A 21,500-nucleotide genomic window follows, 5' to 3' on the forward strand; every position below is an offset into this window, starting at 1 on the left:
TGTTTGTCCTCCAAATCAAAAAAAAGCGGGGAACATAAGTCACTGGCTTACATTCCCTGCAAGGTTTATTGTTACTGTTTATTCTTTTTCTTTCTTCCACGAAGTCCGACTCCGACACCAGTAATAAGTGCAAGTGCACCGATTCCAAGATAAAGAAGCGGATTTGCATTGTCACCTGTCTGTGGAAGCTTAGGCTCTGTCGGTACATTGACAAGCTTAAGTGTTGTTACAACAACTTCCGGTGCATTGTCATCATATCGAAGAGTTACATCGTGAGCTGTTTCATCAAGGATATATCCATCAGCTGCTTTTGTCTCAACTACTGTATAATGGATATCTTCCTTAAATGAACCATCCTCATTGTAAGTACAGATAGGAAGCTCCTTGCTCTCTGCATGACCATTCTTGTCAGTAGTGAGTGTATCAAGCACCTTTCCGTCCTTATCCCTTACTTCAAATACAACACCCTCGATTGGCTTTCCGGTTACTTTGTCAGTTTTCTCAATGACAATCTTACCGACTGCCTGTTCATCTTTCATGGATACCTTCTGGATTTCTGCTGTCTCCTTTACTTCAAAGGTTACATCACTTGCCACCTTATATCCATATGGTGCAGATTCCTCTCTGAGTGTGTACTTTCCGACAGGAAGTCTCTCAATCATATGCGTCTTTCCTGCCTCTGATGTCCAGCTCTCAACAAGCTTTCCATCAGCATCAATAACTGAAATCTTTGCTCCAGGCAATTCTTTCTTGCCTGTGATATCAGTCTTTGAAATTTCTACCTTGATCGGTGCATTTTCAAATGCTGCCTCAAACTCGATAACCTTTACCTTATCTCCCTGATATGAAGCATCCACATCAAATGTCTTATCTGACTTCACATAGCCCTTTGGTGCCTCAAGTTCTTTGACATAATACTGTCCAAGTGGAAGGTCAGAGGTAAATGTTACTTTGCCATCCTTTCCAGTAACACCTCTCTCAATCTGTGTATCTGCTTTGACAATAACCTTTCCATCCTTATTTACGATATCTTCTTTCGCAAATAAACCAAATACAGCACCTTCAAGCTCTTTCTTTGTCTCTGAATCCGTCTTGGTTACAGTAATCTGCACTTTCTGACGCTCATTTGTCACATCCATTCCTGCAAATACAACCTTTGTATTCTGATCGATATAGGAAAGATCTGCCTCAATCGGTGTCTCATCTAATACAAATCCATCAATGGTCTTTGTCTCAACAAGATAATACTTGCCAAGTGGAAGGTCATCAATTCTTGCGATACCCTTATCATTTGTCACGATGGTTGCCACCTTGTCTCCTGCCTTGTGATATACAGTGTTAAGTCCGTCAGCACTTACGATATCCTCTTTTGCATATACATCAAAAGTTACTCCTGCAAGGCTGTCCTTGAAGAAATTGAAGATAAAGTCATACCAGTAACCCTTCATAAGAGTAGTATCTGTTACAAATTCGCCGTCCTTATTGATGACGATGGAACCTGTAGGAACTTCATCCTTCATCTCTACATGCTGCACTTTGCCCGTGTCCTCTACTGTAAACTGGATATCTGCTGCCTTGAGATATCCGTAAGGAGCAAATTCCTCACGAAGAGTGTAAGTCTCTCCTACGACAAGTCTCTTGATTACATGTGCTTCCTTAGCATCAGATGTCCATGTGTCTACCACATTTCCATCCTTATCAAGTACAGTAAGTGTTGCACCTGTAAGCTCTGCACCGCTTGTGATATCTGTCTTTGTAAACTCAAAGGTTGTAGGAGTGTTCTTATACTCGCTGTTATATACAGCAGTCTTAACATCCTGTCCCTGATATTTTGTATCAAAGTTTACTGCTTCCTCACTTGTCACATATCCGGCAGGCTTTACAAGCTCCCTTGCAACATATTTTGCAAATGGATAATCCTTAACAAAAGCAATCTTTCCATTCTCATCAGATGTTGCCTTCTCAAGAAGTGTACCTTTCTCGATAATAACCCTGCCATCAGCATTCCTTATATCCTCATCTGCATAAAGACCAAATACTGCACCTGCAATCGGTGTGTTATCTTCTGCATCAAGCTTGGTCACTGACATATCAAGCTTCTGTCTGTCATCTGAGAAAGTAAGGCTTTCCTTGATAACAGGTATCTTATCATCCACATATGTGAATGTGACTTTCTGCTCATTTGGATTTAACACATATCCGTCAGGAGCTGTTACTTCAACAACTCTGTACTGACCAAGAGGAAGATTCTTGGCTACTGCCTTTCCATCTTTTCCTGTTGTAAGAGTTGCCACAAGGTCGCCCTTGCTGTAATACTTTGTACGGTTGCCATCTGCGTCCTTCTGGTTGTCTGCTGTGAAAATATCTTCCGCTGCATACACCTTGAATACTGCTCCGGCAAGAGAGCCCTCTTTATAGACAAACTCCTTATCCTCAGAGTTTGCAAAAAGTCCGCCCTTAAATCCGTCAAGTACCTCTCCCTTCTTTTCAACAGTAAGTTCTCCTACTGCCGGGGCATCGGAATATTCCACTGTGATGATGGCATCATTGGTATCTCCATCAGTCTCAAATGCTGTGTCTGTATCAACCGAAATGTTGATATAGTTATCGTTTACCACATATCCGAATGGTGCTTTGACCTCTTCAATGCGGTAGTTACCGATTTTAAGTGCTTCCGGTAAGATTAAATCTCCATCCTCATCTGTAAAGAATGAAGTATGCTTAACCTTTGACGGATAAGTTGTGTACTGGGTTACATATTCGTTCTTATCAAGATTGAAAATCTTAAACTCAGCATTTGGTACAAGTACTGTCTGCTTTGTGTCAGAATCCTTCTTGATTACACGAAGCTTTGCTGTAAACTCCCTGTCAAGGAATACTCTCCATGTCTGAGGCTTGTCAGGATGGTTCTCGCTGATTTTCACCTCAAATGGCTTGATTGTCTTCATGTTATGCGGAGTCTTTGACTCTACTACCACATAAGTTCCATAAGGAATTGCAATGGAAACTGCATGTCCCTTGTCATCGGATGTGATTGTTGTTGCTCCGTTTTCCCCGATTACCACAGGAGTAGCCTTATCAAAGTCATAACTTCCATCTGCCTTTACGGATAAAGAAGATTTTAAGTATGCTGTGAACTCTGCACCTGCCAACAAGCCTGCTTCAGTATCATCGCCATTGTCAGATACCTTGATAAGCTGGAATGGCTGCTTGATGACCTGCTCTGCTGAGGTTGTGCTTCTTGATACCTCTGCTACAAGGTCTCCCTCATAGTCGCATACTACATCGTGCTCCTCTTCGTCTAAGAGATACCCCTCTGATGGGGTGATTTCTTTCACATAATAGTTTCCAAGGTAAAGGTTATTGACCTCTGCTTCGCCATTTTTATCTGTTGTAAGTGTTGCTACAAGGTCTCCTGCCTTGAATACGACTCCTGTTGCTCCGTCCGGATGCACGATATCGTTTCTCGCATAAAGACCATAAACTGCACCTTCAAGGCTTGCATCTCCCTGGGCTACTGCCTTGCCTGATTCCTTGTCTACCTTGTAGATATGAATCTTTGCTGTGGTTCTGTCATTTACAAATGTGTGACTGAATGATGCCTTTGCCTGTGTTTCAGGTAATACATTGAAATTGAAGCTGTAAACATCTTTACTGTTTCTGATATACGCATATGGTGCCTGTGTCTCTGAGACATAATATCCGTTAGAGATTGGCAGATCCACGCTGTAGCTTGCCTTTCCGTCCTCACCTGTAGTTACTGTCTCAAGAGCTGTGCCCTTTGTTACGATAACCTGTCCGGCATAGTTTTTGATGTCATTTCCGGCATAAAGTGTGTACTTGCCGCCATCAAGAGGATTCTCTGTGTCAGAGTCCTTCTTTACGACAGATACATCCGCTTTCTGTCTGGTATTCTCGATAGTAGTTGACTCATACTGTACTGTCACAGTCTGGTCTTTATACTCAACTGCTACTGTCTGAGGTGTGGTATTGATTGTATACCCGTCAATGCTCTTAATCTCAGTAACCACATAAGTTCCAAGATGAAGGTCAGATAATACCACCTGTCCGTCAGTTCCTGTTGTTAGGCTTTCTGCTACAACATCGCCAGCACTATACACCTTTGTACCATCTGCCTTGTAGATATCTGCCCCGGCAGTTACCTTGAATGCTGCTCCGGAAAGCTTCTTTTTCTCATAGGTGAAATTGCTTCCATTCCATGAGCTAAGCACCTCACCCTCTTTGTAGATTGTGATTGCTCCAAGCTGCTCTTTATCTGTTGCAGAGATTCCCGTTGTCTGTCCTGCTTTTACAGTAAGTGTATGAACCTTACCTGAAAGGACATATCCCTTTGGTGCGGTAATCTCTTTTACATAATAAGTGCCTGCGACAAGTGCAGCTGACTTTGCATATCCGTTTCCATCTGTTGTCATGGTCTGTACTCTATTTGTACATCCGCTGTCAGAATAGATTCCATAGACTGCACCGGAAAGCTTCACTCCGCTTGACTCATCTGTCTTTGTAAGCTCACCATATCCGATGTTCTCTGTCTTGACCTTGATATAGGCTTTGACAGGATCTGCTGTCGGTCTTTCAGAAATAAACTCCTGATATCCGCTCTTTCCTGTAAGCCAGAATACACAGCTTGATGTTGTCTCAACCTTGCCAGCATTGGATGTGAATGTTCCTGTTGTAGCTGTGGTATTCACGCTCGTTGAAGAGATTGTAATACTGTTGCCATTCTTATCAACAGAATATCCACTGATGCCAAAATCAAAATCCGATAAAACACCATTGCTGTCAGATAATGTTGTTTCAAATCTCTGACTTCCCTCATTCCACTTCAACTCATAAGTTGGTGCCTCACTGGTTCTGCGTGATGCAAAACTTGGAAGCGTTGCATTGTAGGAGCTGTTAATATTGTCCCTGAGTCTCTCATAATAGCTATATGAAGAATCAGGACTTGGTGCTGTGTTGCAGAGCTTTCTCGCTGCCGAATCACCACTTCCAGTTCCAAAGATATCTGCTACAATTACCCATACCATTGCCTGAGTTGCGATATACTCATCGCACTGACTGTTGCTTGGAGCCGCCTTTTGTGTACTGTTAAACCCATAATAAAGGCAGTAACTTAAAAGCTTTCTCTGCTGTGCTGACATTGATGTGCTCGCATCATCATAGCTGTTCATAAGCTGACCGCCATCTGCTCTTAATCCGAAATTCATACAATATGCAGAATTTCCGTCAAGAATTGAATACAGAATCTTGCCATGATTATATCCGGGCTTCAGCTCACTTACTTCTCCGGAATTTTTGACTGACGCATTCCAGAACGCAATATTTGCCTGCGGACTGGCTGCAAATGCTGTTGTACCATTCGTAAAGAGTGTTCCAACCAGTGTGAGCATAGCCATAAATCCTGCCATAAAACGCTTTAGTTTCTGTTTCATGTGCTCTTTCCTCCTTAATTTACGCATAAAAAAAGAAAGACATAAGTTTATGGCTTACATCTTTCTTCCTTCTGCTTCTATTCGTTTTTATTTATCTGTGACATCGAAACTCGTAATAGTCTGTGCCGCCTGTCGTGTAAACTCCATCATAACTGATGTAGAATACCGGATCTGTTTCCAAAAGTAACATACTTGCAATATATCCTGCGATTGCATCCTCAGATGATAACCGCTGTCCATCAATGGTACTTGCTTTGTTGAGGTCTGTCTCTACAAACACACTATAATAAGAGCCTTCCATACCATCGTAAGGATAATACTCATTGTACTCTTCCTGCGTGATACTGCCGTCATTCAAATGATTCTGTAAATTCTGCTGTGTGGTAATCATCCCTCCTGCCTGACACTTCGCTGTTGCAAGTGACACAACATTCTGTGGACTGTATGCCACGGATGCAGGCTGTGGATTGCTCACATTGTCTTTCGGACTGTCTGTAGTCTGACCACCATTACCTGCATTACTCTGATTTACGCCAGCTTCCTCATTATCATTTACTGAAGCTTTCTGTTCCGGCTCGTCATTCTGCTTTGGCTTTTCTTCCTGCCTTGAAGCAGTTTCATTATCAGCGGACCGGTTATCTTCCTTATCATTCTTCTCTTCTGAATCTTTAACCTCGGCAATATCTTTCTCTGTCTCTTCACTTCCAGCTTCGGTTGTGACCTCTGTGACAGCTTCCGTTGCAATTTCTGCTTCTTCAGTTGACTTTACGCATTCCGTCTGTTTCTCTGTCTGATTATCAGCCTTTTCCTTACCACCATTACAGGCAGCCATTGAAAAGACCAGTACTGCGGATAATAAGATAATACTTATCTTCTTCATAGTAATCACCCATCCCTTCTCCGCAAGAGGGACGGGCTTTGTGTTCCGTGCCATCCACCCTTGCGGTGAACTATTTATCTGTAATGCACGGGACACATAGGACTGTCCCGTATTCTGTGCATCTTAAACTCCTTTCATTATACCAGCTCTCTTATTTTAAAGAAATACTGCATAAGTCGTCTGTTCTTCTTATAATTCAAGAATAAACCCTTTGCCTGCATATATGCTCACCTCCTCTCAGAATGTGCCCATTCTTACGAATGAAAGAAATACCCTTGCCACCATTGCGAATAGAAGAAGAATTATTCTGGCAAGTCCTAAGACCAGCTTCAAAGCTCCAAGAATTATCCTTAATATCCACTTGAGTATCTCTAAAATCACTGTTCCTACGGCTCCCATAACTCTTCTCATAATAATCAGTCTCCTTTCGACATCCATCCCATTGCAAGTCCTGCAACATCTGCATCGTCCATAACATCTTCTGTAGGTTCTTGTGCTTCACTATTGGCTGCCTGCATTATTACCGGCTGACCAACATTCATCCCGGATATCACACCGCCTAACAGCCTTATGACCTCTTTCCTAGCCTCATTGGTTGCTGCTTCAATGACCTCTTCCTTAATCTCATCAATATCTTCTGACCGGATATATTCAGCCCTCTCTTTTTCCTTCTTCTTGATAACAAAAGTTTCTTTTCCATAATTATCAATGTAGAACTGAATCGCATCTATAATGAACTGGTTCTTAGATTTGAAAATCTTCGGATCAAGGTTCTGAATCACATCATTGATTTTCACATGCTGAGGATTGCTCATGTTGAGGCGGACAGAAGTTTTTACTTCATATTCAAGTCTTCTTCCCATCATCTGCCTCCTTATGATAATCGCTTAGTGCTTTTAAGCCCCATCGTGGCAAGCTGCTCATATCCTCTTGCATTTGCCTTTACATCAAGGTTATAGGAAATGTTCTTGGCATCATGGCTACCAAAATTCTTCATCACAACTGCCCCGCCACCGACAAATACAATCGGTGTAGTCTTTAAGTTATACCCAAACTCACGAATTGAGTTATATACCTTATCAACAAAATCCTCTATCTCTGCCTTGATAATGGCAAAGTATTCATCATCAATATCTGACCTGCCATATCGCATGATGTTCTGTATCTCTGACTCGTCTACCTCTCCGTTAAGTTGTCTTACACACTGTTCATTGATAGAACGCATACAGGTAATAAGACCTTTTGGTATCGTCACACACTTTGATTCATCCGGTGACTTGTTGATTACCGGCATAATGTCGATTGTCCAGCTACCGATATCTACTATCAGCGTTTTCTTTGCCATTGTAGGAATCTTGTCCACTACTGCTGCATAACACTGAGGGAATACTGCCACATCATCCATTTCAATATAATACGGCTCATTCTCATATTTGAAGCTTACACGCTTATTCTTTGTCAGGTACTTGATAAAATCATTCTTCTCTGCACCAAACCTTGTAAGTGGAAGTCCTACTGCAAGGAATACCTTTGCCTCTGCAAGACCTCTTCTTTTAAGTTCCTTAGCAACTGCTGCAAGAGTGAGAAGATAAAAACTGTCATCTTCGACCTTTGTATCCTTTACTTCCTGCCTCACAGTTCCAACCTTATAGAACTTTCCTTCATACTCAAGTACATCGCCGAAAAGTGCCGGAGTTGTTGTAATCTCCTTAACTCCTGTGACAAATACCTGAGAAATTGTTTTCATCATTGACCAACCATGATCAATGCCGATTACTTCTAACTTGTTATTCATATGTTTTGCACATCCTTTCTCCTTAAACAGCCACTTGAACATCTTAACCACCTACTTTCCTATCAGCTTTCGCATACAAGGAAAACAATAACCATTCCCTTGATAATATGGACATCCGACACATTCCGTCGGAAGTTTCTGTTCTTTTTTCTTAGATGGTTTACAACATGTTCCATTGGCACATCTGTTGTTATGTCCCCAGAAGAATCTACAATGCATACAATCTTTTAATTCTCTTTCAAGCTTTTCTTCTGGAGATACAAACCTGCGTTTCTTATGCTTATCTCTTTTTTCAACTGTTCCCACCAGAGCTCTCCTCCCTTCCAAGGAGTGATTGCTCTCTTATATTTTCCAATATCCTGTCCGACTCACCTGCTGTCCTTGCTAATGAATACAATACGATAAGAACAATAATTATAAATGCTATGCTAAATCCCATCATCACTTTATCCTCCTTCAAATTAGTTGCCATATAGACAAAATTTGAATTTGGAAGTGATATAGTCTACATGGCTATGCTTAATGCTAAGCATGTAGGTACACGATTTCTTATTACGACCTACTGCCCCGTGTACAAGAAGATGTTATCATCTTCGGGAACAGGCACATGACGCATTTCAATGTTTGAAACACTATCTCCTCCTTTAGCCAGTTTTGAGGATAAGGACAGTCGCTCTGTCCTCTATGGGTTATTATCATACGCAACATATTTATCATTCCACTCTCGCTGAATCCGCTTCAACTTCTCGTCCTTCATTTCTCAATCCATCAGACTACTAATGTGATAGCTGTAAGTTGGTTCATCATGGTATATGCCCCGTATTCTCCTTATCAAAGTCATACTGTCTTTGATAGCCTGTTGTCCTATTCACTTTTTTCGAGGTCTCCCTCGGATGAACATATACTATCACAGAACTAAAAAATCACCGATAGACAACACTGGTGTATTTTATTTTTTTTGCACCGAAATATGGTGTCTCTTTTTACCATTCCATATATGTGCAGGTAAAGGTCTTGATGGTTCCCTGAACTTTTCTAAATAACTCTCAAATATTTCCGTGTTAATCAAAGCTGAATTACCGACTTTATATACTGCTCCTGCCTCCTTTGCCAAAGCCATAATTCTTGTTTTTCCAAGCCCATATATAGCCGCACCTTCTACTGCATTTACATATTTCTTCATGATATCTTTCGTATCTGAATAACACTTATATGAATAACTCATTCTTCTGTCTCCTTTCCGTTAAATAATGGATGTTTCATCATCACCGGCATTTCTCGAAACTGTTCCATATACTCATCGAAAATATCCAAATTCACAAGAACAGTTCCAGAAGCACCATCACCCAATTTGTAAACTGCACCCGCAGCCCTAGCCATTTCAATCATACGATGTCTTCCAATACTATATATGACAGACGCTTCACCTAGTCTTACATATTTTTTCTCTATTACTTTCCCTGATATCGGGATCTTATATAAATGTTTCATAAAAGTCTCCATTCTTTCTCTATGTATCAGACTCGTCCTCGGAAGCCTGTATAAAGCCCCTGCTGCAGTCGCATAGGCAATAACCTCATTAGATGACAATTCAAATTCATCTGCTGCTTCAGCTTCTCTCAAATACCGCTTCGATATATTTCCGGCATGATAGCCTCTAATATCATGTTTTAATTGAACCGCCACTGACTTATTCCTCCACCTTAAACTGCTCTAAATACGAATCAAGGATTTCCGTATTCACTAAAACCATCTGATTTATTTTATAAATAGCTCCTGCCTCTTTGGCAATTTCCTGAAACTTGGACATTCCCATTGCATACAATTTGCATCCTTCCTTATATCTCACAAATTTCTGCGCCTTTAATCTGCTATCTTCGTAATCATATTTTTTTCTTTCTGCCATTTCTTACTCTCTCCTTTTCCGTAACGCAAAAAGGACACCTTTCTAAAATTTCTTTTAGAAAAGTGTCCTAAATTAGTGCATTATCAAATTTAACTTTCAAGCAGTAATATCTGAACTTATTCGCAAGTATTCATATCCGACTAACCATTTGTTGTCATTTTGTTGTCCTTTTGACACAGACACCTAAATTACAACTCTAGAAAGCCTTGATAAATTGCGGTTTTACGGCATTTCTACTTGTCGATGCTCTTCATCGTCGGAAACAGCAATACGTCACGGATTGCCGGTGAATCTGTCAACAGCATAACCAGACGGTCAATTCCATATCCGATTCCACCGGTAGGCGGCATTCCGATTTCCAGTGCATTCAAGAAATCTTCGTCGGTATGGTTTGCTTCCTCATCACCGGCTTCGAATGCGGCATCCTGTGCTGCAAAACGCTCACGCTGGTCAATCGGGTCATTTAACTCGGAATATGCATTACACATTTCCCATGTATTGATAAATAATTCAAAACGTTCTACCTTGGTTGGGTCAGACGGTTTCTTCTTGGTAAGCGGAGAAATTGCTACCGGATGATCCATGATAAAAGTCGGCTGAATCAGTTCTTTCTCACAAAATTCTTCGAAGAAGAGGTTGATGATATCACCCTTGGTATGACGCTCTTCGAATTCAATGTGATGCTCTCTTGCTAAAGCTTTTGCAGCCTCATCATCTGTTATGGTGTCGAAATCAATGCCGGCATATTTCTTAATGGCATCGTTCATGGTCAGACGCTCGAAAGGTTTTCCAAGGTCGATTTCAATGCCATTGTAAGTAATCTTTGTTGTACCGCAGACTTTTTCTGCAAGATAACGGAACATGCTCTCGGTAAGTTCCATCATGCCTTCATAATCAGTGTATGCCTGGTATAACTCCATCAATGTAAATTCCGGATTGTGGCGGGTATCAACACCTTCGTTACGGAATACCCGTCCGATTTCGTAAACACGCTCCAAGCCACCAACAATCAGTCTCTTTAAGTATAACTCAAGAGAAATACGGAGCTTTACATCTTCATTTAATGCATTGTAATGTGTTTCAAACGGTCTTGCGGCTGCTCCACCTGCATTGGAAACCAGCATAGGAGTCTCAACTTCCATGAAGTCACGTCCAGCTAAGAAATTACGGATTTCCTTGATAATCTGGGAACGTTTGATGAAAGTCTGCTTGGAATCCTGATTCATGATAAGGTCTACATAACGCTGACGGTATCTGGTATCGGTATCAGTAAGTCCGTGGAACTTCTCCGGTAAAATCTGTAAGCTCTTGGATAATAAAGTTACCTCAGATGCATGGATAGAGATTTCTCCGGTCTTGGTCTTAAATACCTTTCCTTTGATTCCTAAAATATCTCCGATATCATATTTCTTGAAATCTTTATAAGAATCTTCTCCGATTTCATCTCTTGCGACATATGCCTGAATGCTTCCCTTTAAATCCTGTACATTACAGAAAGAAGCTTTTCCCATCACACGCTTGAACATCATACGGCCTGCGATAGATACCTCTTTTCCCTCAAAAGCATCAAAGTCGTCTTTGATATCTGTGCTGTGGTTTGTTACATCATATTTGGTTATCTGGAACGGATCTTTTCCATTTTCCTGAAGTTCTTTTAACTTATCACGGCGCACCTTGATTAACTGGTTAATATCCTGTTCCTGTACGTTCTTCTGTTCCGCCATCTTTGTTCTCCTAATCTGTTAGTTTGATCTTTGGATTCCTAATACTTTATATTTTAAGTTACCCATCTGGGTCTCAACTTCTACTACGTCACCAACGCCGGCACCGATTAATGCTTTACCAACCGGAGACTCGTTGGAAATCTTTCCCTTTAAGCTGTTTGCCTCTGTAGAACCAACAATTTTATATTCCAGTTCCTCATCGAATTCCATATCAAGGATTTTTACCTGACATCCGATGTTAATCTTGTCTAAATCAACTTCTTCTTCTACTACGACTTCTGCATTCTTTAAGATTTTCTCGATCTGTTCGATTCTTGCTTCGATATCACGCTGCTCATCTTTTGCTGCATCATACTCAGCGTTCTCAGATAAGTCTCCCTGCTCTCTTGCTTCTTTAATCTTCTGTGCAACTTCTTTTCTTCTGACCACTTTCAGATTCTGTAACTCGTCTTCCAGTTTCTGTAAACCCTGATAGGTCAAAATGTTTTTCTTATCCATGCTTATTAGCCCTTCCTTTTATAGATTTTCTATTCTGCATAAAATTCTCGCTCTAATCGATCTGGAACCGCTCCACAGCCTGTAAAACCGGTTCCCTTAACAATCATAATATTATACCCAATAGGTACCTCAATGTCAAGATTTGCCCTCTGATACCAGTTCCTTTTATAAATGGAAATATAGATACTTTTTTCCGATAGAAATTCTTCCCGGATTCTTCCCTCAGCTTCAAAATCCAGTATCAGTCTGCCCTCTTCCGGACCGATTCCCTTTTGAATTGCATTTTCCTCTTTTCCAATCACTTCTACAATCAGTCCCAGTTCCTCATAGAGATACTCTATTTCCCCTTGGTGATGTTCTGACTGATCGGTGCAAAGCGTATATACATTAAGTCCCGGATAAAGCTGCCGGAGCATATACTGTTCTTCCTCCTGCTGAAGATATTCCCCCGCTTCCGCATCAATGACAAACAGCCGCATGTCCCGGTAGGAAATGCCTTTCTGCTCTAATACTGCTTCGATTATTTTCCGAAAAAATGCATTGCAGGGAAAATAAATTTCTTTTTCAATAAAGTTATTCTGTTCCTGACGGCTGTTCCTGTTTTCTGATTGCAGATTGCTTTTATTTCTGCGTAAAAGACTTTTTAATTTTTTCCACCATTTCATGCTTCATTATATGATGCAAAGGTTTCTAATAATTCCTCCAGCTGTTCGTAAGTCTCCACTTCATTGAGCAGGCTTCGAAGCCTGGATGCATGCTTGTAGCCGCCGGTGTACCAGGCTGCGTGCTTACGCATTTCCCGCATTCCGGTAAATTCGCCCTTAAAGGCAATCTGCATCTTTGCATGACGCAGCACCATATCCACCATTTCTTTGGCGGATGGCTTCGGCAGTTCTTCACCTGTTTCTAAGAAATGGTTAATCTGTGCAAATATCCACGGATTTCCCTGTGCTCCCCTTGCTATCATCAGCCCGTCACAGCCGGTTTCCTGCTGCATCCGATATGCATCCTGCGGTGTAAAAATATCACCGTTTCCGATGACCGGAATCTTTACTGCTTCTTTCACTTTCCGGATAATCTCCCAGTCCGCTTTGCCGGAATAATACTGTTCCCTGGTCCGTCCATGCACCGCAATGGCAGCTGCCCCGGACTCTTCCGCAATATGTGCCATCTCTACTGCATTGACATGGGCATCATCAAAGCCCTTTCTGATTTTTACCGTCAGAGGCTTCTTTATGGCTTTCGCTGTCTTTTCGATGATTTCACCTGCCAGAATCGGATTTTTCATCAGTGCAGAGCCGTCACCATTATTGACTACCTTTGGTACCGGGCAGCCCATATTGATGTCAAGAATATCAAAAGGTCGATGCTCGATACGCTTTGCCATTTCGCTCATAATCTCCGGGTCCGAACCAAAAAGCTGCAGGGAAACCGGATGCTCCCGCTCATCAATGGCAAGCAGGCTCTCGGTATTCTTATTATTATAATAAATGCCTTTAGCACTGACCATTTCCATGCAGATAAGTCCTGCTCCCTGCTCTTTGCAAAGTACACGAAATGGCAGGTCTGTTACCCCTGCCATTGGTGCTAATATCAAATTATTATCAAGTGTTACATTTCCTATTGTCAGTTTCATCGTTTCTGTTTTGCGTAAATAAGACGCATTCCTTCTAATGTCAGTGTCGGATTGTAGTACTGAATATATTTTGTCTCATTTGCAATGATTTTACCCAGTCCGCCGGTTGCAACTACTTTTACATCCTTAAGTCCGGATTCTTTTATCATATTTTTTACGATATATTCTGTCTGTCCAATCTGTCCGAATATCAGTCCTGCCTGCATACTGCTGATAGTTTCTCTTGCAAGAATGGTAGACGGTTTCTTAATCTCGATTTCCGGAAGCTTTGCGGCATCTTCCCAGAGTGCCTTTGCAGAAATGCGGATTCCCGGGGAAGTTACTCCTGCGAAGAAATCTCCATTTCCATTGACGAAGTCATAGGTGGTTGCTGTACCATAGTCGATTACTACAACCGGTCCGCCATAAAGCTCATATGCACCTACAGCGTCTACAATACGGTCTGCGCCAATCTGTGCCGGATTCTCGGATGTGATACGGATTCCTGTCTTCACGCCCGGTTCCACAACCATTGGCTGAATATCAAAATATTTAATCATTCCACTGCAGAGGGAATGCATCACATTTGGTACTACCGATGAAATGATGGCATCCTTGATTTCATTATGGGAAATCTCGTTATGCTCTAATAAATCAATGATTGTAATACCGTATTCATCAGAAGTTCTCTGCATTTTTGTTGTCATACGAAATGTTGTAACTAATTTTTCCTTATCAAACACTCCGATGGTAATGTTGGTATTTCCTACGTCAATTGCCAGTAACATATTAGTCCTCCTTATCCTCTGTGAATTCTTCTCCCAGGAAAAATACACGGTAATACATTTCAAGCGATTCAAAGAGCTCTGTCTTTTCCCGCTGCATCTGTTTGATTTTTAACACACTGCCGATTTCATCATAAAAGAAATCTCCATCCTCACATTCCGTCCGGAAATTAAGAGTTCCCTTTTTGTCAAATATAAGCTGCAGTGTTCCTCCGATATCCTCTGTATACAGTACACAAAGAATATTCAAATCCTCTTTGATTCCCTCCGGAAGTCCGTTAAACAACGGATTCAGATAGAATTTCTTGGTATAAGCGCTGGAACCGCATAAAACGATTTCTTCCTGCTCCATATATTCATACTCCTTTTTCTTATTTATGCCTTTTTTATATCTGGTAAATGTGGCTTTTCCTGTCTATTCTATAAACATCTATCTCTATGCATATCTATACATATCCATAAATGCCGCGGACAGATACTTCCCCGGAAGACACCAGTTTTCTTGCCTCCCAGGTATCCACGATTAATTCGCCCCGGTCGGTAATGCCCTGTGCCACTCCCTCAAATGGCTCTTTCGGGTCTAACACTCTTACCTTCTGTCCTTTATTGGCAAGGCTTGCATCGTATTCCTTCCGCAGATCCCGCAGATCCTGATATGCCATAAACCGGTCATAATAATGCTCGAATTCTTCCCAGACAGCTTCTATCAATGCTGCACGGTTTACCCGTTTTCCACTTTGTAACAGAAGTGAGGTGGCATTCTGCGCAATTTCTTCCGGGAAACTTTCATTATTCACATTAATACCAATGCCTACCACAATATGGTTTACATAATCCATCTGTGCACTCATTTCCGTCAGGATTCCTACTACTTTCTTACCGTTGATGACAATATCATTTGGCCACTTTATCTTTGCTTCCATACCGGTGCAGCGGGTAATGCCCTTTGCCACTGCCATGGCTGCCACCAGTGTCAGCATGGATGCATTGGAAGGATTCAGCTCCGGTTTTAAAATCAGTGTCATAAAGATTCCGGTTCCCGGCAGGGAACTCCAGCCTCTTCCCCGTCTGCCTTTTCCGGCATCCTGCTGGTCTGCCACCACAAGGGTTCCATGCTCTGCACCCTCTTCTGCCAGACGGCTGGCTCTTACATTAGTAGAATCTGTTTCATCATAATAATAGATTTTCTTTCCAATCCAGTCTGTTTTACGGATACTGCTCAATTCATTTTCGCTTAAGATATCCGGTGCGCCTACAATCCGGTAGCCCCGGTTCTGCACCGCTTCAATTTCATAGCCATCCTTTTTCAACTGATTGATTGCCTTCCACACTGCGGTTCTTGATACACCAAAGCGTTCACAAAGCTCCTGTCCGGAAACATAACCTTCCGCTTCCCGCAGTGCTGCAAGTATTTTTGCTTTCATAGGTTCTTATTCTCCTAAAGTTGCAAGCATAACTGCCTTAATCGTATGCATACGATTCTCTGCTTCATCAAATACGATGGATTTCCCACTTTCGAATACTTCATCGGTTACTTCCAGCTCGGAGTATCCGAATTTCTCATAGACATCCTGTCCAATCTTAGTCTTAAGGTCATGGAATGCCGGAAGACAATGCATAAACAACGCCTGCTCTCCTGCATTATCCATCAGCTTCTTATTTACCTGATATGGCATCAGGTCTGTAATACGCTCTTTCCAGGCCTCTTCCGGCTCACCCATGGATACCCACACATCAGTATAGACAATGTCTGCACCCCTGGTTCCTTCCATGGCATCTTCTGTCAGAGTAATGGTTCCGCCTGTGCGGGATGCCACATCTTCACAATATGTAACCAGCTTTGGATCCGGGAAATATTTTTTATTGGTACATGCCACAAAATGCATTCCCAGTTTTGCACAGGTTACCATCAGGGAATTTCCCATATTATAACGGGCATCTCCCATATATGCCAGCTTTACGCCCTTTAATCTGCCAAGATGCTCGCGGATGGTCAGCATATCTGCTAACATCTGGGTCGGATGAAATTCATTGGTCAGTCCGTTCCATACCGGTACGCCTGCATATTTTGCCAGTTCTTCTACGATATCCTGTCCATAGCCACGATATTCGATTCCGTCAAACATACGTCCCAAAACTCTTGCGGTATCCGGAATGCTCTCTTTCTTTCCAATCTGGGAGCCTGACGGGTCAAGGTAAGTTACGTGCATGCCAAGGTCATGGGCTGCCACTTCAAAAGAACAACGGGTTCTGGTACTGGTCTTTTCAAAAATCAGTGCAATATTTTTGCCAATCAGGCTGTCATGCAGAATACCCTGTTTCTTCTTTGCTTTCAGGTCTGCTGCCAGATCTATCATATAGAGGATTTCTTCTGGTTCAAAATCCATCAGTTTTAAGAAATTACGTCCTTTTAAATTCATTGCTTTTTCCTCTTTTCTTCTTACTCTTTGATACAAAACGGGCTGTCCTACATAGATGTGGCAGCCCGATTTCATTTTAGGTTTATGGTTTCCTTTTTAATTATTTATCTCCTGCAACCTCTGTAATTGATTTTACCAGTCCTGCAACGCCCTGTATCTCAGATGGAATGATAATCTTTGTTGCCTTTCCGTCCGCAGCCTTTGCAAAAGCTTCCAGGCTCTTAAGCTGTAATACAGCATCGTCCGGTGCTGCTTCTTTCAAGAAACGAAGTCCGTCTGCATTTGCCTGCTGAATCTTTAAGATTGCTTCTGCCTGACCTTCTGCTTCTTTTACGGTTGCTTCCTTCTGTGCCTCTGCACGTAAGATTGCTGCAGTCTTCTCTGCCTCTGCATCTAAGATTGCTGATTCTTTCTTACCTTCTGCTACAAGAATCGTAGATTTCTTCTCACCTTCTGCACGAAGAATTGCTTCACGTCTTTCACGCTCTGCCTTCATCTGTTTCTCCATGGCATCCTGAATTGCCTTTGGTGGGATGATATTCTTTAACTCTACACGGTTTACCTTGATTCCCCATGGGTCTGTTGCCACATCCAGGGAAGCTCTCATCTTGGTATTGATGGTCTCTCTTGAAGTAAGGGTCTCATCTAATTCCAGATCACCGATGATATTACGAAGTGTGGTTGCTGTCAGATTTTCGATTGCCATAATCGGATTTTCAACACCGTAAGCAAATAACTTCGGGTCTGTAATCTGGAAATATACAACGGTGTCAATCTGCATGGTTACATTATCTTTGGTAATTACCGGCTGTGGTGGGAAATCAACCACCTGCTCTTTTAAAAGAACTCTCTTTGCGATACGGTCAATAAACGGTGCTTTAAAATGAAGACCTACGCCCCAGGTTGCAAGATATCCGCCCAGACGCTCTACAACAACTGCATTTGCCTGCGGTACAATCTTGATACAGGATACAATAATTACCAGTACTAGTATTACTAAAATGATAAGTGCTATTAATCCTTCCATTTTTACCCTCCAAAACTTATATTTTGAATAACTATTCACATATTACTATACTTTTTCCAAGATTACAACAGGGTGCCAAAAACTTCTTTTGACACCCTGACTTTATACTCTCTTATATTTTCTTACATTTTCCTAGAAAAATACATGGTTTCCGATGACTACTCCTGCCTGACCGGAACTTGTACGGCGGAAGCTTAATGCCCCACCGGTATTATCTACACCGGATAATGCTTCCTGTGCTGCCTGTAAACAGCTTCCGCTGACACCGCTTGAAATAACAGATGCAACTTTTCCGTTTCCTGCCGGTGTAAACTGACCACTCTGATAAATTACATCATAAAGGCTGGATGGATATGCACCACTTCTCAGACGGTTCATAACAACTGCTCCCACTGCCAGCTGGCCTTCATAACACTCACTGCCTGCTTCGCACTGGATTAATGCAGCAAGAAGTGTTACTTCATCACAGTTTGCTGCTACAGATGCATTCTGTGTTACCATGGTTGTTGTTGTCTGTGCAGCTTTCTTTGCTGCCTCTTCTGCAGCCTTCTCTTCCAATGCAGCTCTTTCTTCTTCCATGGAAACTGCTGATGCTACATTTAAGGATACGGTTACATAATCTGCAGATACAAATGCAGTGGAATTCTTTAAGCTGACTGCGACCCATCCTTCCGGAGATTCTGTCTGTGTATCAACTACAAGCTTATCTCCTTCTGATGCTGCCTTGATAACAGATGCATCCGGATTTGCTTCACTGCGGACACGAAGACCGCCGGTGGTTACGGTTGCTACGGTGTCACATACGGTCTGTGCATAAGCATATGCTTCCTGACCTGCCACACAGTATTCGCTCTTTACATATCCGTCTACAAAACCGGATGTAATATGATACCAGCCATCTAATGTCTCTACGATATCGGCTGCTGCACCCTTATATAATTTTCCAATTACTTCAGACTCTCCATCTGCGGAGCTTCTTATATATAAGAAATCATCCACATTTGCCATAAGCTTACTGTTCCATGCCTGCTGCTCCTCACTAAGCTGAGGCTCCTCTTCCTGTGCTTCTGCAACAACCACTACATCTGCACGTTCAATGGATGCCTGCTCGGTTGCCGCGTCTCCCAATGATGCCAATTCTTCTATAATGCCGGCGGAGCCATTTGCCTGTACATCTGCCACAGCCTTTGTTTCCTGCTGTGGTTCCGGTACATTTTCTACTGGTGCTGTCTGCATAACTGCTGTGACTGCGGTTACAACGGTAAGCATCACTGCTATAATTGTGCTCTCAATCACTCTTTTTCTTAAATTCATTTTGACCTCCATAACATATACCTTGTTTTTCTTTTTTAAGGATTATTAACAAGTATATGTCATTTTATTCATTTTTATTACATTTATTACAAATTTGTTACATCACGGATTATAACAAAGTAATTTTTATTTGTCAAGTTTCTGTACTTTTTATCCAATTCATGATATAATTTCCTAATAATAATTACGCAAAATCACAAGAAAAGATTTCGTCTTTTTCGTAATGGTTATCAAGGAGGATGTATTTTTATGAAGGAACGTAAGCAAAAAGATTCTGCTTTGAAGCAGAATCCAGTAAAGGCTCCAAAGCCTGTGAAAGCGCAGAAAGTGCCGAAAGCACCAAAGGCGCCAAAAGTGCCTAAGGAGAAGAAGGAGAAGAAGGAGAAAAAGGCCGGACTTCACTCCATGCGTTTTAATGTTGTACAGTTAGTTCTGCTGAGTATTATCATCAGTGTTGCTTCTCTTCTGATTATGATTATACCGGTTGCGGATAATGCAATTTCCACTTTGGCAGAAAGCTATATGCGTGATGTCTGTGATACCTGCGGTTTAAATGTTGATGCTGCCCTGAACCGGAGCGGTAACGTTATTTTAAATCAGGCATATCTAGAAACTCTGATCGGTGATGTCTGCATCAATGATCTGGATTCCAGTTACGCCTATGTGGTTGGTTCAGATGGAACCATGATTTACCATCCGGATGAAAGTAAAATCGGACAACCTGTAGAAAATGCCGCAATTAAACAGGTGGTAGCTGATTTGGAAGCAGGTAAAGAACAGCAGAAGGGTATGGCAATCTATGAATTCAGAGGTGCTGAAAAATATGCGGCTTACTATGTTACTTCCAATAAAGCAGCTATTTTAGTCATTACTGCTGACCGTGGAGATATTTTAAGTGCTAAAGATGTAATTTATGTCCGCGCCGTTAGTGCCGCAATTGTTATCTTTATTGTACTGGGAATCATTTCTTTCCTTATTGCAAGTAAAATGACCCGTCCGATTGTAGAAATTACCAACGTTATTAAGCGTTTCTCTTCCCTGAACTTTGCAGAAAGCCCAACTACCATCCGTATCAGCAAACGTAAGGATGAAACCGGGCAGATGGCAAGAGCTATCGGAGATTTACGTGAGAAGTTAGTCACAATTGTTTCACAGATTAAGTCCCAGAGTGAACTGCTTTACAATGCATCTACTGAACTGGATACCAATGCATCCCACACAACATCAACCGTGGGAAATGTAGAAACCGCAGTAAATGAAATTGCTACCGGAGCAACCAATCAGGCTTCCGAAACCCAGAAAGCTACCGATGATATCGTTAATATGGGTAACATGATTGAACATACCAACAGTCAGGTTGAAAGTCTTACAAGCACTGCTAACCTGATGCGTGAATCCAGCGAGGAAGCTGCTGCCACCCTGAAAGAGCTGGACAGCATCAACCAGCAGGCAATTGCTTCTATTGATGTTATTTATGAACAGACCAATATAACTAATATCTCTGCCCTGAAAATTAAAGAAGCTACAACTTTGATTTCTTCCATCGCAGAAGAAACAAACCTGCTTTCCTTAAATGCTTCTATCGAAGCAGCCCGTGCTGGTGAGGCAGGACGTGGATTTGCCGTTGTTGCATCGCAGATTCAGAAACTGGCTGACCAGTCCAATGAATCTGCAAACCAGATTGACCAGATTATCCATGCTTTGATTGAAGATTCTGAAAAAGCAGTTAAGACCATGGATGAGGTTAAAACTATTATGAACCTGCAGAGCGAAAACGTACATAAGACCGGTCAGGTATTCGAACAGGTTCGTGATGGAATCAGTTCTTCTATCAGTGGCGTAGGCGAGATTGCTACCAAAACAACACAGCTTGATAAAGCCCGTGGAGATGTTGTGGATGTCGTACAGAATCTTACCGCAATTGCCCAGCAGAATGCAGCAAGTACCGAAGAAACTTCCGCTTCCGTTATGGAAGTCAGCAATGTTATGCAGGAAATCATGGAAAATGCAAATCGTCTGAAAGAGATTGCTTCCATCCTGGAAGAAAATATGAATTCATTTACTTTATAATATGCATAACAAAGAA

20 protein-coding genes and 1 pseudogene are annotated in these 21,500 nt (G+C 41.8%); 1 reads left to right on the top strand and 20 read right to left on the bottom strand.

What is annotated here, in order from left to right:
- Positions 1 to 71 precede the first annotated feature (71 nt).
- From DWX65_RS11280 to DWX65_RS11375, 20 genes and pseudogenes are all read right to left on the bottom strand, one after another.
- On the bottom strand, positions 72 to 5,450 hold the full coding sequence (locus DWX65_RS11280; protein WP_199535049.1) for a SpaA isopeptide-forming pilin-related protein: 5,379 nt from the start codon (positions 5,448 to 5,450) through the stop codon (positions 72 to 74).
- 91 nt (positions 5,451 to 5,541) lie between these two features.
- Entirely contained in the window at positions 5,542 to 6,384 is an 843-nt protein-coding gene (locus DWX65_RS11285; protein WP_118173460.1) for a hypothetical protein, read from the bottom strand.
- A 183-nt stretch (positions 6,385 to 6,567) separates the two neighbouring features.
- Positions 6,568 to 6,741, bottom strand: coding sequence for a hypothetical protein (locus DWX65_RS11290; RefSeq protein WP_172622380.1), 174 nt, complete (start codon positions 6,739 to 6,741; stop codon positions 6,568 to 6,570).
- Positions 6,742 to 6,746: 5 nt separating this feature from the next.
- Positions 6,747 to 7,193, bottom strand: a complete 447-nt coding sequence (locus DWX65_RS11295; RefSeq protein WP_242997861.1) for an ATP-binding protein — start codon at positions 7,191 to 7,193, stop codon at positions 6,747 to 6,749.
- Positions 7,194 to 7,204: 11 nt separating this feature from the next.
- Positions 7,205 to 8,125: a ParM/StbA family protein gene (locus DWX65_RS11300; protein WP_050755693.1), complete on the bottom strand. Its 921-nt coding sequence runs from the start codon at positions 8,123 to 8,125 to the stop codon at positions 7,205 to 7,207.
- A gap of 51 nt (positions 8,126 to 8,176) precedes the next feature.
- A complete protein-coding gene (locus DWX65_RS11305; RefSeq protein WP_004611518.1) occupies positions 8,177 to 8,431 on the bottom strand; it encodes a hypothetical protein in 255 nt (84 codons plus the stop codon).
- Positions 8,418 to 8,567, bottom strand: coding sequence for a hypothetical protein (locus tag DWX65_RS11310; protein WP_015567903.1), 150 nt, complete (start codon positions 8,565 to 8,567; stop codon positions 8,418 to 8,420). The genes DWX65_RS11305 and DWX65_RS11310 overlap by 14 nt, the downstream gene beginning before the upstream one ends.
- Before the next feature lie 507 nt (positions 8,568 to 9,074).
- Entirely contained in the window at positions 9,075 to 9,350 is a 276-nt protein-coding gene (locus DWX65_RS11315) for a DUF6462 family protein (protein WP_166460012.1), read from the bottom strand.
- Complete coding sequence (locus DWX65_RS11320; RefSeq protein WP_117606298.1) at positions 9,347 to 9,811, bottom strand: DUF6462 family protein; 465 nt, start codon at positions 9,809 to 9,811, stop codon at positions 9,347 to 9,349. Before DWX65_RS11320 ends, DWX65_RS11315 begins: the two co-directional genes overlap by 4 nt.
- A 4-nt stretch (positions 9,812 to 9,815) precedes the next feature.
- Positions 9,816 to 10,031, bottom strand: coding sequence for a DUF6462 family protein (locus DWX65_RS11325; protein ID WP_117606297.1), 216 nt, complete (start codon positions 10,029 to 10,031; stop codon positions 9,816 to 9,818).
- A 239-nt stretch (positions 10,032 to 10,270) separates the two neighbouring features.
- Positions 10,271 to 11,755: pseudogene (lysS, locus tag DWX65_RS11330) on the bottom strand (lysine--tRNA ligase); the annotation flags it as partial.
- Between the two features lie 18 nt (positions 11,756 to 11,773).
- Positions 11,774 to 12,253, bottom strand: a complete 480-nt coding sequence (gene greA, locus DWX65_RS11335; protein WP_117841898.1) for a transcription elongation factor GreA — start codon at positions 12,251 to 12,253, stop codon at positions 11,774 to 11,776.
- Between the two features lie 29 nt (positions 12,254 to 12,282).
- On the bottom strand, positions 12,283 to 12,918 hold the full coding sequence (locus DWX65_RS11340) for a hypothetical protein (protein ID WP_118173463.1): 636 nt from the start codon (positions 12,916 to 12,918) through the stop codon (positions 12,283 to 12,285).
- Positions 12,915 to 13,889 (bottom strand): tRNA dihydrouridine synthase DusB, encoded by a 975-nt coding sequence (dusB, locus tag DWX65_RS11345; RefSeq protein ID WP_117947315.1) that lies wholly within the window; start codon positions 13,887 to 13,889, stop codon positions 12,915 to 12,917. The genes DWX65_RS11340 and dusB overlap by 4 nt, the downstream gene beginning before the upstream one ends.
- Positions 13,886 to 14,656: a type III pantothenate kinase gene (locus DWX65_RS11350; RefSeq protein WP_118173464.1), complete on the bottom strand. Its 771-nt coding sequence runs from the start codon at positions 14,654 to 14,656 to the stop codon at positions 13,886 to 13,888. The genes dusB and DWX65_RS11350 overlap by 4 nt, the downstream gene beginning before the upstream one ends.
- Position 14,657: 1 nt before the next feature.
- A complete protein-coding gene (locus tag DWX65_RS11355) occupies positions 14,658 to 15,005 on the bottom strand; it encodes a DUF6145 family protein (protein WP_118173465.1) in 348 nt (115 codons plus the stop codon).
- 94 nt (positions 15,006 to 15,099) lie between these two features.
- Positions 15,100 to 16,077 carry a biotin--[acetyl-CoA-carboxylase] ligase gene (locus DWX65_RS11360; RefSeq protein ID WP_022242889.1) on the bottom strand — a complete coding sequence of 326 codons (978 nt, stop codon included), beginning with the start codon at positions 16,075 to 16,077 and terminating at the stop codon, positions 15,100 to 15,102.
- Positions 16,078 to 16,083: 6 nt separating this feature from the next.
- Positions 16,084 to 17,073 carry an ornithine carbamoyltransferase gene (gene argF, locus DWX65_RS11365; protein WP_118173487.1) on the bottom strand — a complete coding sequence of 330 codons (990 nt, stop codon included), beginning with the start codon at positions 17,071 to 17,073 and terminating at the stop codon, positions 16,084 to 16,086.
- A 100-nt stretch (positions 17,074 to 17,173) separates the two neighbouring features.
- Entirely contained in the window at positions 17,174 to 18,100 is a 927-nt protein-coding gene (locus DWX65_RS11370) for an SPFH domain-containing protein (RefSeq protein ID WP_022242887.1), read from the bottom strand.
- A 132-nt stretch (positions 18,101 to 18,232) separates the two neighbouring features.
- Entirely contained in the window at positions 18,233 to 19,414 is a 1,182-nt protein-coding gene (locus tag DWX65_RS11375; RefSeq protein ID WP_118173466.1) for a cell wall hydrolase, read from the bottom strand.
- A 249-nt stretch (positions 19,415 to 19,663) separates the two neighbouring features.
- On the opposite strand from DWX65_RS11375, the gene DWX65_RS11380 reads away from it, so the two are divergent.
- Complete coding sequence (locus tag DWX65_RS11380; RefSeq protein WP_118173467.1) at positions 19,664 to 21,484, top strand: methyl-accepting chemotaxis protein; 1,821 nt, start codon at positions 19,664 to 19,666, stop codon at positions 21,482 to 21,484.
- Positions 21,485 to 21,500: the final 16 nt, after the last annotated feature.

It is taken from the genome of Roseburia sp. AF20-18LB (assembly GCF_003461185.1).
Lineage (GTDB): Bacteria > Bacillota > Clostridia > Lachnospirales > Lachnospiraceae > Roseburia_C > Roseburia_C amylophila.